This is a genomic window from Pararhizobium sp. P1_E7, from assembly GCF_056405855.1.
Window position 1 is genome coordinate 135062 of sequence record NZ_JBFUBH010000002.1, and the last position, 13482, is coordinate 148543.

The window sequence follows — 13482 nt, forward strand, 5'->3', positions numbered from 1 at the left end:
CGATGCAGCAATGTTTGTTTCAAACCGGCGTTTTCCGGCAACACGGTAGTTTCGAATGCCACAGTGTTGCCGGTCCTATATCAATCTTCGCGGAACGTATGCTGTATCTGTTCCGTCAGCGGTTTCGCGAGATAGGAGATCACGGTGCGATCGGCGATCTTGATGAAGATTTCGGCCGGCATGCCGGGATAGAGGGTCAACCCCTTCAGGCCTGCAAGGCTTTCCGGCTTCGGCTTGATACGCAGCGGATAGTAGGTCATGCCCGTGCGCTGGTCGGTAACGAGGTCGGGGGCGATGGTCACGACTTCCGCTTCGACAATCGGCGTGGTGCGCTGGTTAAAGGCGCTGAAGCGGACTTCAACCGGCTGGCCGAGGCGAATCTGGTCGATATCATGCGTGGCGACCTTGGCCTCGACCGTCAAGCCGTCAGCCCCGGGGACGACGAGCATCAAGACTTCGCCAGGGTTGATGACCCCATTCACGGTGTGCACGGCCAACTGATAGATGCGGCCGTCCAGCGGCGCGCGAATATCGATGCGCTTGAGCTGGTCCATGGCGGCGATGCGGCGGTCTTCGTATTCGGCGATCTTGCCTTCGACGTCCGTCAGTTCCTTGGCAATCTCGGTGCGGCGGTCCTCGTCGAGCTGCAGGATCTGCAGGTCGATTTCGCTCGACTTGCCGGCAGCCTGTGCACGCGCAGCGATACGGGCGCCGCGGTCGCCTTCTAGCTGGGCGCGATCGCGCTTCAGCTCGGTCAGGCGCTGCATGGAGACGAGGCCCTGACCGTAGAGCTTGTCGAGACCCGTGAGTTCTTCGCCGATCAGCTTCAGCGCATCCTCGATGGCAGCCAGCTGAACCGTCAGGCCCTTGGTTTCATCCAAAAGCTGGTCCTTGCGTGACGCAAGCTGGCTTTTCATACCGGCGAGTGCGTTCTTGCGGCTGATAAACAGCTTGCGCTCGCTCTGTTCCAGAACCTCGCCCGGCGTACTGGTGCCGGATGTCAGTTGGCTCAAATCCTCCGGGATGGTGAAATCGTCCGATCCAAGCTGCTCTGCAAGCAGGCGGGCCCTGCGCGCATAAAGCTGCGCCAGCGTATTTTGCACGATCGACAGGTTGGCCCGCACGGTGGTGCCGTCCAGGGTGATCAGGATCTGGCCTGCCTTGACGGTATCGCCTTCCTTGACCAGTACTTCATGGACGATGCCGCCGGTCAGGTGCTGGATCTTCTTGACGTTGTTTTCGACCACGACGGTGCCGCCAGCGACAATCGCGCTCGACAGTTCGGTGGTCATCGCCCAGCCGCCGACGCCGGCGACAAGTGCGATGCCGAGCATCGTTACGGCGGTGATGTGCCGGCTGAGCGAACGGTGCGAGCTTGCCGGGTTTGCTGCAGTATCGGTCACGATGCGGACTCCTGTCCTTCACCCACGACTTTCAACGATGCGGGGCTGGCAATTTGCGGCTGGCGGCTATCCTTGCGCAGGATCTGCGCAAGGACTTCGTCTTTCGGCCCAAAGGCCTGCATCCGCCCCTCGTTCATCATCAGGACCATGTCGGCGGCGGCGAGCGCACTTGGCCGATGGGCAATTACGACGACGATGCCGCCGCGTGCCCGCACGCTCATGATCGCTTCGCTCAGCGCCTGTTCGCCCTCGGCATCCAGATTGGAGTTGGGTTCGTCAAGGACCACGAGGAAAGGCTCGCCGAACAGGGCGCGGGCAAGGGCGACACGCTGGCGCTGGCCGGCGGAAAGGGCGGCTCCGCCTTCACCGATCTCCGTCTCATAGCCGTTGGGTAGCTTGAGAATGAGGTCGTGGACGCGGGCAGCCTTGGCGGCGGAAACGATGGTGTCCGGCGATGGATTTTCGGTCAGGCGGGCAATGTTCTGCGCCACCGTGCCGGCGAAAAGTTCGACGTCCTGCGGCAGATAGCCGACGTAGCGGCCGAGCCGGTCGGTGTCCCACTGATCGAGCGCTGCACCGTCGAGGCGAACCGAGCCGCGAAAGGCAGGCCAGATGCCGATGAGGGCACGCGCAAGCGAGGACTTGCCGGAGGCGCTGGGGCCGATGACGCCGAGCGCGCTACCGGCCTTCACCGTGAAGTTCACTTCTGCAAAAGTCAGGCGCTGCGCGCCGGGAGGGCCGCCAGCAAGGCCTTCGGCGCTCAATTTCTCGTTCGGTACCGGCAGCTCCAGCGGCGCTTCGCGCTCCGGCAGCGCCTTGAGCAATTCCTTCAGGCGCTGCCAGCTCTGGCGGCAGGAAACGTAGCCGCGCCAGTTGCCGATGGCCAATTCCACCGGCGCCAGCGCCCGTGCGGTCAGGATCGAACCGGCGATGATGATCCCCGGCGAAGCCATGCCCTCAATGACGAGGACCGCACCGGTTGCGAGAACGGCGGATTGCAGCGCCATGCGGAAGACCTTGGACAGAGCGCCATAACCATTGCCGACGTCGGAGGTCTCGCGGTTTTGTTCACGGTAGCTGTCGTTGCGCTGTTCCCAAAGCTGCGACATGCGGCCGAGCATCCCCATGGCCTGCATGACTTCGGCATTGCGCTGCGAAGCTTGAGCAAACGCGTTGCGATGGTTTCCGGCCTCCGATGCCTTTTTCGACGGGCCTTGCGTGCCGCGGTTGGTCAGGAAAGTCAGGGCGATGAGGATGATCGACCCAACGATCGCGACGATGCCGATCAACGGATGGAACAGGAAGCAGATGCCGATATAGAACGGCAGCCAGGGCAGATCGAAGAATGCGGCCGGGCCGGTGCCGGAGAGGAAGGCGCGAACCTGATCGAAATCGCGCAAGGCTTGCAGACCGTCGCCCTGGGTGCGCAGTTTCAATGGAGCCTGGACCACGGCGCGGTAGATTCGCGCGCTCATGGCTTCGTCCAGGGCACCGGCAACGCGCACAAGCATGCGGCCGCGCACCATTTCGAAGGCGCCCTGGAACGCATAGAGCAGCAGTGCAAGCAGGCAGAGTGCGATCAGCGTCGGGATGCTTCGGCTCGGCAGGACCCGGTCATAGACCTCCAGCATGAAGAAGGAGCCGGTCAGGTAGAGAATATTGACAAGCGCACTGGCGAGAAAGATGCCGATGAAGCCCGCCTTGCAATTCCATAAAGCTTCGGCCGGGTCGGATGCGCTGACATTCTTCTTCGATGGATTCGTCACTGTAAAATTCCTCGCGAGACGCTCCCCGTCTCAAATAGAATACGCAATGTGCCACAACTTCTCTAAAGTCGCATTACCTGGGACACTGTCACCTGGGGTACAGGTGAACTGTAGTGGCGCATCGCATCGCCGGGCGCCAGATTTGTGGCCTGTGTAAATGATTTTTTGTTAATTGAAACGGTTTTGTCACCGTTATAGTGGAATTACCGGAGTACTGCCATGGCTGTTTCTGTATTTCGGCGAAGTATTTGTTGTTTTTTGCCAGATGCTTAGGCCTGATCAGTGTCGTTCTGCCTTGCGCTCTCCCGGTCAATCGGCCAAAGACCCCGATATGTTGGAAAAGGTTGAGAAATGCGAAGCGTTTTGATCGTGGGGATCGGTGCCGGAAACCCGGAACACATGACGGTGCAGGCGATCAATGCGCTCAACAAAGCCAGCGTTTTATTCATCCCTACCAAGGGCAATGCGAAAGCGCAGCTTGCCGATGTCCGCCGTGAGATCGTGTCGCGTTATGTCACCCGTGCGGACAGCCGGGTGGTGGAATTTGAGGTGCCTGTGCGCCAGGTCGCGGATCGATCCTATCATCGCAGCGTCGACGACTGGCATGCCGCAATCGCCACCACTTACGAGCGGCTGCTGGTCGAGGAGCTTGATGATGACCAGACCGGCGCCTTTCTCGTCTGGGGCGATCCGATGCTGTATGACAGCACGATCCGCATCGTCGAGCGGGTCCGCGCCTTGGCGACGGTTGCGTTCGACTATTCGGTCGTTCCCGGCATCACCAGCATTCAGGCGCTTGCCGCCAGCCACAGGATACCGCTCAATCTCGTCGGCAAGCCGGTCGAGATCACCACCGGCCGGCGCTTGGCTCAGAGTTTTCCGCAGAAAAGCGAAACGGCCGTCGTCATGCTCGACGGCGAACAGGCTTTCATGAAAATCGACGATCCGGAAGCGCGGATCTATTGGGGGGCCTATCTCGGCACCGAGCAGGAGATCGTCATTTCCGGCAGGCTTGCCGATGTGAAGGACGATATCCTCAAAACCAGGGCGGCGGCGCGGGCGCAGTACGGCTGGATCATGGATATCTACCTTCTGCAGAAGGGCGCGGATTTCGAAGAGTAACGCCAAACGTGATGCTCCGCCTTGGCTTGCAACACGGCATGGCAGCCCGCTCCCCGGTGTTGTAGAGTGGGACGGGCCAGCGATGGCCCGGAGCATTGGATTTGCATTTATGAAGACTGGAAATGGCCAGCTGCCTGTCATGACGTTCTGTGCTGCACCATCCGAGGGATCAGGGGAAACACCGCATCTGCCATCGATGCGTCGCGGTGCCTGTCCGTCCCTGTCAACGCCGATGATGACGGGAGATGGCCTTCTGGTGCGCCTGCGGCCTGCAAAGCCCGGATTTTCGCTTCGTGAACTGATGGCGGTAGCGGATGCGGCTGCCTTGTGTGGTAATGGCATTCTCGAAATCACGGCGCGCGGCAATCTGCAAATCCGCGGGTTGAAGGCGGAAACCGTTCCGCTCCTGTCCCAGAAGATCGCCGATGCCGGCATAGAGATCGCACAGGGGCTGGCGATTGAAACGCCGCCTCTGGCCGGACTGGATCCGGCTGAAATTGCCGACGCCGTTTGCGTCGCCGAGCGACTGCGTCGGGCGGTGGCTGCGCATCAGCCGCCGTTGCAGCTGGCGCCCAAGCTGTCGGTTGTCATCGATGGCGGCGGCCAGCTGCATTTGGGCGCGGTCACCGCCGATATCAGGTTGCGGGCGGTGCGCACCAACGGCAAGCTGCTCTGGCTGCTGGCTCTTGCCGGGACGGAAACGACGGCAAGGCGTATCGCGGCGCTCGAGGACGTGGCCGTCGTGCCGGCGGTGATGGACCTTCTGGAAAGTCTTGCCGCGATTGGCAGGGATGCCCGTGCCCGGGATATCGCCGGCGTTGTTTCAACCCACTGGGCGGTGCCGGCCGATGTCGACGATGTCGTGCCAAGGATAGCGGCGCCGAATTCTGCCGGCATCCATGATCTCGGCGGGGACTGCTTCATTCTGGGCGTTGGTCTTCCCTTCGGGCAAACCCGAACGGACAATCTTGTGCCGTTGCTTGAAGCACTGGAAATTCTGGGGGCCACGGAAATTCGCCTGGCGCCCGGTCATGCGCTGATGGTTCTGGGTATTGCGCCGGACCGGGTGGGTGCGGCGCAGGCCCTGGCCCTCGGGCACGGTTTGCGCGCGTTTCCGCGTGATCCCCGCAATCACATTGCCGCCTGTGCCGGTGTCGGGGCGTGTGCGTCGGCACGGATCGATACCAGAGCCGTGGCGCAAATGGTTGTAGACAGGGCACCAGCGCTGCTCGACGGGTCGCTGACGGTCCACGTTTCCGGTTGCGCCAAGGGCTGCGCCAAGCCATCCGCCTCGGCGCTGACGATCACGGCTGCGCCAATAGGCTATGGGCTTGTCGTAAATGGCCCTGCCTCGGCGGCACCAACCGCCTACATCGAAGAAAACAACATAAGAACCGCGCTTGAACACCTCGACAAGCTCGTGTCCAACCGGAAACAGGGTGGCGAATCGGCCCGGTCCTGCCTTACACGGCTCGGAGCGGATATGATCACCGCCGCGGTTCAACAGGGATAGAGATGCCTGAATACGATTACATCCGGGATGGCGATGCCATCTACGAGCGCTCGTTTGCCATCATTCGCAGCGAAGCCGATCTGTCCCGCTTTTCCGAGGAAGAAGCTGATCTTGCCGTCCGTATGGTGCATGCCTGCGGACTGGTGGATGCCGCGCAATATTTCGAATTTTCTCCCGGCTTCGTTACGGCCGCCCGCCAGGCCCTGAAGAATGGGGCGCCGATCTTCTGCGATGCCTTCATGGTCTCCCACGGCATTACCCGCGCCCGCCTTCCGGCAGACAACGATGTGATCTGCACATTGCGCGAACCGCAGACGGCCGAGATAGCCCGTAAGATTGGCAATACCCGTTCTGCCGCTGCGTTGAAGCTGTGGGTCGAGCGCCTGGCCGGATCCGTGGTTGCCATCGGCAATGCGCCGACGGCGCTGTTCTTCCTACTGGAACTGCTGCGTGACGGCGCGCCAAAGCCGGCGGCGATCATCGGCATGCCGGTCGGGTTCGTCGGAGCGGCGGAATCGAAGGACGCGCTGGCTGAAAATTCCTATGGCGTGCCCTATGCCATCGTGCGCGGCCGTCTCGGCGGCAGCGCCATGACGGCGGCTGCGGTCAATTCGCTGGCGAGGCCGGGACTTTGAGCGCGGCAACCACAGGCCGGCTGATCGGTGTCGGCACCGGTCCGGGCGATCCGGAGCTTTTGACCCTCAAGGCCATCAAGGCGCTGGAGGCAGCCGACGTGCTCGCCTATTTCGCCAAGGAAGGGCGGCGCGGCAACGGGCGCGCCGTCGTCGACGGGTTGCTGAAGCCCGGTCTGCTCGAATTGCCGCTCTACTATCCGGTGACCGTCGAGATCGACAAGGACCACGACGACTACAAGCGCCAGATCACCGCTTTTTACGATGCCTCGGCTGCTGCTGTTGCCGAACATCTGAACGCCGGCAAGACCGTCGCGATCCTCAGCGAAGGCGATCCGATGTTCTACGGTTCCTACATGCACCTGCATGTGCGGCTGGCCGGACGTTTCCTGGTCGAGGTCATTCCGGGGATTACCGCCATGTCGGGTTGCTGGTCGCTGGCCGGTCTGCCGATCGTGCAGGGCGACGATGTTCTCTCGGTGCTTCCGGGCACGATGGGCGAGGAGCAGCTGGCCCGCCGTCTCGGCGATACCGAAGCCGCCGTGATCATGAAGGTCGGCCGCAACCTGCCGAAGATCCGGCGGGCGCTGACGGCTGCCGGCAAACTTGGCCGGGCCGTTTATGTCGAGCGCGGCACGATGGCGAATTCCGCGATGATCCCGCTGGCCGAAAAAACCGACGACATCGCGCCCTATTTCTCGCTGGTGCTGGTTCCCGGTTGGAGCGGCAGGCCATGAGCGGTACGCTATATGTGATCGGCACAGGCCCCGGCGGTCCACAGCAGATGACGCCCGAGGCCCTCGACGCGGTATCGAAATCAACCGATTTCCTTGGCTACGGCCCTTATCTCGACCGGCTGTCGCTGCGCGCCGGCCAGAACCGGATCGCCTCGGACAATCGCGAGGAACTCGATCGGGCGCAGGCCGCAATCGTTCGCGCCGTTTCCGGCACCAATGTCTGTGTCGTTTCCGGCGGCGATCCCGGCGTCTTCGCCATGGCTGCCGCCGTCTGCGAGGCGATCGACAACGGACCGGACGAATGGCGCGCAATCGACCTCGTCATCGTGCCGGGTGTCACCGCCATGCTGGCGGTTGCCGCGCGTATCGGCGCCCCGCTCGGCCATGATTTCTGCGCGATTTCGCTGTCGGACAATCTGAAGCCCTGGGATGTAATCACCCGGCGTTTGAAGCTGGTGGCGGAGGCCGGTCTGGTGATCGCGCTTTATAATCCGATCAGCAAGGCGCGGCCGTGGCAACTCGGCGAGGCCTTCGATATCCTGCGCAGCGTGCTGCCGGCCGAAACGCCGGTTATTTTTGGCCGTGCAGCTGGCCGTCCCGACGAGCGCATGCTGGTCATGCCGCTTGGGCAGGCGGATGCACAGAAGGCGGATATGGCGACCTGCGTGATCATCGGCTCGCCGGAGACCCGGGTCATCCCGCGTCCGGGCAAGCCCGATCTGGTTTACACGCCGCGTTTCATCTCCGGGGAGAAAAGGTGATCGACAAGACCGAGCGCGTCTTTGACAGTTTCAACTGTACGGACATCGTCCGGTTGCTGACGCTCGACCATGATCACCCCGGTGCCGAGCGCACGGGCGGCGGCAATTTTGCCATAGGTGGCCGTGCCGCCACTGTTCTTCGCGACGATCACATCGATCCGGTTCTCGATCAAGAGGCCGCGTTCGGCCGTTTCTTCGAACGGTCCAGTCGCACGAATGTAATGCGCATGGGGAACATCGAGCTGCGGCGTGACGGGGTCGACGCTGCGGATCAGGTAGCTGTGCTGCGGAGCGCTTTCGAAATGGAAAGCCTCCTGTCTGCCGATGGCGAGGAAGACGCGTTTCGGACCAGTGCCGAGGGCTTCAGCTGCGTCTGTGACCGAGCGAACACTGGTCCAGCGGTCGCCGGGCTGCTGTTTCCAGGCGGGACGGCGAAGGGCAAAAAACGGGAGAACGGTCGCGCTCGCCGCAATTGCCGCGTTGCGCGAGATGCGCGCCGCAAAGGGATGCGTGGCATCGATCAAGAGATCGAAATTTTCACCCTTGAGGAAATCGGCAAGCCCGTCGCTGCCGCCGAAGCCGCCGCTACGGGTGGGAACCGGTTGGGCCATGGGCTCCGCCGTTCGTCCGGCGAGCGAAAGCAGAACCTCACACTCCGGGCGCAGCGCCAGGGCGGCCGCCAGTTGCCGTGCTTCGGTCGTGCCGCCAAGGATCAGGATGCGGTGTTTGCCCATGGGTGACAATCAGGTCTTTTCGAGTGGTGACAACGCGCCGTGGCTGACGATCGTCGGCCTTGGCGAAGATGGTTTAACCGGTCTCGGAGACGAGGCCAAGCGTTGCATCGCCAGCGCCTCGGCGGTTTTCGGCGGGGCTCGCCATCTGGAGCTTGCTGCGGCGCTGATTGCCGGTGAGCAGCATAGCTGGTTGAGCCCGTTCGAGCGTTCTGTCGAGGCTGTGATTGCGCTGCGCGGAACGCCTGTCGTGGTGCTCGCTTCCGGCGATCCGTTCTTCTTCGGTGCCGGAGTGACGCTTTCGCGGCGGATCGATCGTTCGGAGATGCGCGTCCTTCCTTCCCCGTCCTCGTTTAGCCTGGCAGCCTCTCGTCTCGGTTGGGCGCTGCAGGATACGGTGACCGTTTCGCTGCACGGCCGCCCGCTCGATCTGATCCGGCCACATCTGCAGCCGGGGGCCCGTATTCTGGCACTGACATCCGATGAGCACGGACCGGGTCAGCTTGCGCACTTGCTTGCTGCGAGCGGATTTGGGCAGTCCCGATTGACGGTGCTTGAGGCGCTGGGCGGTGACCGGGAGCGTCTGACATCACACATCGCGGCGGATTTTTCGCTGACTGACGTCAACCCGCTCAACATCTGCGCCGTCGAGGTCGTGGCTGAAGCAGGCGCTCGTGTCTTGCCGTTGGCATCCGGTCTGGACGACGGACTGTTCGAGCATGATGGCCAGATCACCAAGCGCGAGGTCCGCGCGCTGACGCTGTCCGCGCTGGCACCGCGGCGGGGTGAAATGTTGTGGGATATCGGTGCCGGCTCCGGTTCGATCGGGATCGAATGGATGCTGTGCGACCCGGCAATGCGCGCGATTGCCATTGAAGGTTTAGCCGAGCGCTTCGAGCGCATCGAGCGGAACGCTGCAAATTTTGGCGTGCCGGGTTTGACCGTCGTTCACGGCACAGCACCCGAAGCCCTTGCAGGATTGCCGTCCCCGGACGCGATCTTTATCGGTGGCGGCGGCAGCGAAGATGGCGTGATGGATGCGGCGATCGCTGCATTGAAGTCCGGTGGCCGGTTGGTCGCCAATGCTGTTACGACCCAGATGGAAGCGGTGCTTCTGGAGCATCATGCAAGGCTCGGCGGTTCGCTGATCCGCATCGATATCGCCCGCGCGTCTCCCGTTGGCGCCATGACCGGCTGGCGCCCCGCGATGCCGGTGACGCAATGGTCGTGGATCAAGCCATGATGCCGGAATTTCAAAAGGAAAGAGCATGACCGTCCATTTCATCGGAGCAGGCCCGGGTGCCGCAGACCTGATCACCGTGCGCGGCCGCGATCTCATCGCCCGCTGCCCGGTCTGCCTCTATGCCGGTTCGATCGTCTCACAGGAACTGCTGCAATATTGCCCTGAGGGTGCGCGTATCGTCGATACCGCGCCGATGTCGCTCGACGAGATCGAAGCGGAATATGTGAAGGCCGCGCAGGCGGGTCACGATGTGGCGCGGCTGCATTCGGGCGATCTCTCCGTCTGGAGTGCGGTTGCCGAGCAAATCCGCCGGCTGGAGAAGCATGGGCTCGACTACACGATGACGCCCGGCGTGCCGGCTTTTGCGGCGGCGGCTGCGACCCTTGGCCGGGAACTCACCATTCCCGCCGTCGCCCAGAGCCTTGTGCTGACCCGTGTTTCCGGCCGGGCCTCGCCGATGCCGAATGCCGAGACTTTGGCCGGGTTCGGCGCCACCGGCGCGACCCTGGCGATCCATCTGGCGATCCATGCCCTGGGGCAGGTTGTCGAGGAACTGACGCCGCTCTACGGCGCGGATTGCCCGGTCGCGATCGTTGTCAAGGCATCCTGGCCGGATGAGCGGGTGATCAGGGGAACGCTTGCCGATATCGAGGCAAAGGTTGCGGCCGACCCCATCGAGCGGACGGCGCTGATCTTTGTCGGCCAGACGCTTGGCGCCACCGATTTCCGTGAAAGCTCGCTTTATGACGCGGCCTATCAGCGGCGGTTTCGCGGCCGCGAGGGGCTATAGAGCCTTTCCGCTTTTCTCGTCCGCTGCGTCCGGCTGCTCGCCGGTCGATTTGCGCGGCACGCCGTTCTTGCCTTCGATCCGGTCGCGGTGGAGTGCGGATTGACCAAGCAGCATCAGCGTGACCGGTGTCGTCAGGATGACGAAGACGATAATCAGGATTTCGTGGAAGATCCACCGGTTCTGCAGGACGGCGAAGGTGATCATCGAGGCGATGCAGATCAGGATCGTGCCGGCGCTGGCGCCAAGCGTCGGCGCGTGCAGGCGCCCATAGAAGGTCTTCAGCCGGATCAATCCCATCGAGCCGATAAGGGTGATGGCCGATCCGAGCAGAAGAAGAATGCAGACCGGCATCGCCGCCCAGGCCGGAAGGTCGGTCAGATGGCTCATTCGATCACCTCACCGCGCATCAGGATCTTGGCAAAGGCGATCGACGAGACGAAGCCGAGCAGGGCGATGATCAGCGCCGCTTCGAAATAGATCGAATTGGCGGTGCGGATTCCGAATGTTAGAAGCAGTAGCATGGCGTTGATGTAAAGCGCATCGAGGCCGAGAATGCGATCTTGCGCGCGCGGCCCCCGGACCATCCGGAACAGCGCGCACCCCATGGCCAGTCCTAAAAGAATCTGGGACGCCAGGATCGACCAGATGATGAAGAGCTCGTTCATTCGAATATCTCCTTCAACGGGGTTTCGTAGCGGCGTTTGATCAGGTCGGACCACGCCGCGCCGTTTTCCAGATCAAGGACGTGAATGAGCAGAATACCCGTCTGGCGGTCGAACTCGAGCCAGGCCGTGCCGGGCGTTGCCGTCAGGATGCAGGCAAGCAGTGCCAGCGCATTCTCGTCACGCAAGCTGATGTCGATTGCCACGAAACCGGAATTCGCCGGGCGTCTTCCGGCACGCAGGATCACGCTCATCACGGCAATGTCCGAGCGCAGCACATCCACGGCGACATGGCCTGCGAGCACGGCGATGCGGCCGAAATTCTTCAGCCGTGTCTTGTCGGGCTGAAGGTTGACCATGATCCAGGCAAAGACGACGCCGAGCATGGTGCCGAGCACGATGTGGCCCGGCGAAACGGATTGGTTGATCAACAGCCACAACATCAACAGTGAAAGCGACAGCAGCGGATAGGGGAACCAGTAGCGCATGGTACTATTGCCCTCCCGCCGGCCCGGCACGCGGAGCCTGCATCACGCGCCCAATATAGTTCTGCGGTTCACCCAGCGATTTCGCTGTCGCGTCCATGTAGCGCATCGCGGGTCCGGCCTGGAAACTCAGCAAGACACAGGCGGCCAGCAGCAGAAGAACCGGCGTGATCTCGATCAGGAAGACACGTGGAATGGTGCCTTCGATCGACGTCCAGAAGGTCCGGATGCCGACGCGGTTCATGGCGATCATGGCTGCAAGGCCTGACAGGATGAGCAGTGCGGTATAGGCCCATTCGGCGCCGGAAACCGGGGCCTCGCCGCCAAAGCTGCCGGGATTGAAAAGCCCGTGCAGCATGGCGAATTTGGCAAGAAACCCCGAAAGCGGCGGCAGGCCGGACAAAAGGATGGCGCAGGTGCAGAAGCAGAGGCCAAGAACGGCCATGGTGCCTGGCACGGCGACGCCGGCCTCCTTTTCCTCCTCGTTCTCATCGAGGTCGCCATAGGCTTCCATCGTCACCGCCAGAACGTCGGCACCGGCATCGCGGGCGCGTTCCACCAGCTCGATCAGCAGGAAGAAGGCGCAGATCGTCAGGGTCGAGCTGACGAGATAAAACAGCGCGCCGCCGATGATCGCGCCATTGCCGAGCCCGACCGCCGCCATCAGTGTGCCGGAGGAGACCAGTACGCAATAGCCGGCGAGCCTGCCCATCGCCTGTGAAGCCAGCACCCCGATCGCGCCGAAGCCAATCGTGAGGAGCCCGCCATAAAGAAGAATGGGTTGCCCAAAACCGAGGGAGCCGCCGGCATCGCTGCCGAACAGCAGCATCGAAAGCCGCAGAAGAATATAGATGCCGACCTTGGTCAGAATGGCGAAGATCGCAGCAACCGGCGGGGTTGCGGCGGAATAGGTGGCGGGCAGCCAGAAGCCGAGCGGCCACATGCCGGCCTTGACGAGGAAGGCAATGCCGAGAAGGGCGGCACCCGTCTCCATCAGCATCCGGCTTTCCGGTCCGATGGTGGTGATCCGCATCGCGAGATCAGCCATGTTGAGCGTGCCGGTCGCGCCATAGATCAGGCTGACGCCGATCAGGAACAGCGAGGACGCGGCAAGGTTGACGGCGATGTAGTGCAGGCCCGCCTTTACCCTCATCGGGCCCGAGCCGTGCAATAGCAGGCCGTAGGACGCGGCCAGCATCATTTCGAAGAAGACGAACAGGTTGAACAGGTCGCCGGTCAGGAAGGCGCCGTTGAGGCCCGCTAGCATGAGCTGGAACAGCGAATGGAAATGATGGCCGGCACGGTGCCATTTCGCCATCGCGAACACCTGCGTCGCCATCGCCAGCAGTCCGGTCAGCACCAGCATCAGGGCCGACAGCCGGTCGAGCACCAGAACGATGCCGAAGGGTGCAGGCCAGTTTCCGAGCAGATAGACGCTGGCGCCGGCTTCGCCTTCTCCGGGGGCGGCAGCGTTCTGCATCAGCAGAACGCTGATGAGGAAAACCACGACGGTCGATGTGAAACCGATCACGCCTTTCAGCGTCCGATTGCGCTCATCGACAGGAATGAGGCCGGCCGCCGTGATGATCGGCAGCAGGATTGGCAGGATGATCAGGTGGTGAAACCAGGTCATGCCG

Annotated in this window: 14 protein-coding genes; 7 read left to right on the top strand and 7 right to left on the bottom strand. The window is 62.5% G+C overall.

All coding sequences use genetic code 11. The annotated features are described in order from the left end of the window. Window positions 1-80: 80 nt before the first annotated feature. Both AC1D17_RS03130 and AC1D17_RS03135 read right to left on the bottom strand, forming a co-directional pair. On the bottom strand, window positions 81-1403 hold the full coding sequence (locus AC1D17_RS03130) for an HlyD family type I secretion periplasmic adaptor subunit (protein WP_477563974.1): 1323 nt from the start codon (window positions 1401-1403) through the stop codon (window positions 81-83). Further along, window positions 1400-3169 (bottom strand): type I secretion system permease/ATPase, encoded by a 1770-nt coding sequence (locus AC1D17_RS03135; protein ID WP_477563975.1) that lies wholly within the window; start codon window positions 3167-3169, stop codon window positions 1400-1402. The genes AC1D17_RS03130 and AC1D17_RS03135 overlap by 4 nt, the downstream gene beginning before the upstream one ends. A gap of 351 nt (window positions 3170-3520) precedes the next feature. On the opposite strand from AC1D17_RS03135, the gene cobF reads away from it, so the two are divergent. The 5 genes from cobF to AC1D17_RS03160 all read left to right on the top strand — a co-directional run bounded on the left by cobF (window position 3521) and on the right by AC1D17_RS03160 (window position 7934). After that, window positions 3521-4291, top strand: coding sequence for a precorrin-6A synthase (deacetylating) (gene cobF / locus AC1D17_RS03140; RefSeq protein ID WP_477563976.1), 771 nt, complete (start codon window positions 3521-3523; stop codon window positions 4289-4291). Between the two features lie 139 nt (window positions 4292-4430). Continuing rightward, window positions 4431-5804 (top strand): precorrin-3B synthase, encoded by a 1374-nt coding sequence (gene cobG / locus AC1D17_RS03145; protein ID WP_477564255.1) that lies wholly within the window; start codon window positions 4431-4433, stop codon window positions 5802-5804. A 2-nt stretch (window positions 5805-5806) separates the two neighbouring features. Continuing rightward, a complete protein-coding gene (locus AC1D17_RS03150; RefSeq protein ID WP_477563977.1) occupies window positions 5807-6439 on the top strand; it encodes a precorrin-8X methylmutase in 633 nt (210 codons plus the stop codon). Beyond that, window positions 6436-7173: a precorrin-2 C(20)-methyltransferase gene (locus tag AC1D17_RS03155; RefSeq protein WP_477563978.1), complete on the top strand. Its 738-nt coding sequence runs from the start codon at window positions 6436-6438 to the stop codon at window positions 7171-7173. The genes AC1D17_RS03150 and AC1D17_RS03155 overlap by 4 nt, the downstream gene beginning before the upstream one ends. Beyond that, window positions 7170-7934 carry a precorrin-3B C(17)-methyltransferase gene (locus AC1D17_RS03160; protein WP_477563979.1) on the top strand — a complete coding sequence of 255 codons (765 nt, stop codon included), beginning with the start codon at window positions 7170-7172 and terminating at the stop codon, window positions 7932-7934. The genes AC1D17_RS03155 and AC1D17_RS03160 overlap by 4 nt, the downstream gene beginning before the upstream one ends. Here the strand turns inward: AC1D17_RS03160 and AC1D17_RS03165 are convergent. Beyond that, the gene (locus AC1D17_RS03165; protein ID WP_477563980.1) at window positions 7898-8668 is read right to left on the bottom strand and encodes a cobalt-precorrin-6A reductase; all 771 of its coding nucleotides are present in this window, start codon (window positions 8666-8668) and stop codon (window positions 7898-7900) included. The two genes, AC1D17_RS03160 and AC1D17_RS03165, sit on opposite strands and share 37 nt — an antisense overlap. Between AC1D17_RS03165 and cbiE the strand changes: the two genes are divergently transcribed. Beyond that, window positions 8652-9908: a precorrin-6y C5,15-methyltransferase (decarboxylating) subunit CbiE gene (gene cbiE / locus AC1D17_RS03170; protein WP_477563981.1), complete on the top strand. Its 1257-nt coding sequence runs from the start codon at window positions 8652-8654 to the stop codon at window positions 9906-9908. The two genes, AC1D17_RS03165 and cbiE, sit on opposite strands and share 17 nt — an antisense overlap. Window positions 9909-9933: 25 nt before the next feature. Further along, a complete protein-coding gene (gene cobM / locus AC1D17_RS03175; RefSeq protein WP_477563982.1) occupies window positions 9934-10698 on the top strand; it encodes a precorrin-4 C(11)-methyltransferase in 765 nt (254 codons plus the stop codon). Here the strand turns inward: cobM and mnhG are convergent. From mnhG to AC1D17_RS03195, 4 genes are read right to left on the bottom strand one after another with little or no spacing between them, the layout of a single operon-like run. Then, complete coding sequence (mnhG, locus tag AC1D17_RS03180) at window positions 10693-11085, bottom strand: monovalent cation/H(+) antiporter subunit G (protein WP_477563983.1); 393 nt, start codon at window positions 11083-11085, stop codon at window positions 10693-10695. The genes cobM and mnhG overlap by 6 nt on opposite strands. Next, window positions 11082-11363: a K+/H+ antiporter subunit F gene (locus AC1D17_RS03185; RefSeq protein WP_477563984.1), complete on the bottom strand. Its 282-nt coding sequence runs from the start codon at window positions 11361-11363 to the stop codon at window positions 11082-11084. Before AC1D17_RS03185 ends, mnhG begins: the two co-directional genes overlap by 4 nt. After that, on the bottom strand, window positions 11360-11848 hold the full coding sequence (locus AC1D17_RS03190) for a Na+/H+ antiporter subunit E (protein WP_477563985.1): 489 nt from the start codon (window positions 11846-11848) through the stop codon (window positions 11360-11362). The genes AC1D17_RS03185 and AC1D17_RS03190 overlap by 4 nt, the downstream gene beginning before the upstream one ends. 4 nt (window positions 11849-11852) lie before the next feature. Then, a complete protein-coding gene (locus tag AC1D17_RS03195; protein WP_477563986.1) occupies window positions 11853-13478 on the bottom strand; it encodes a monovalent cation/H+ antiporter subunit D in 1626 nt (541 codons plus the stop codon). Window positions 13479-13482: the final 4 nt, after the last annotated feature.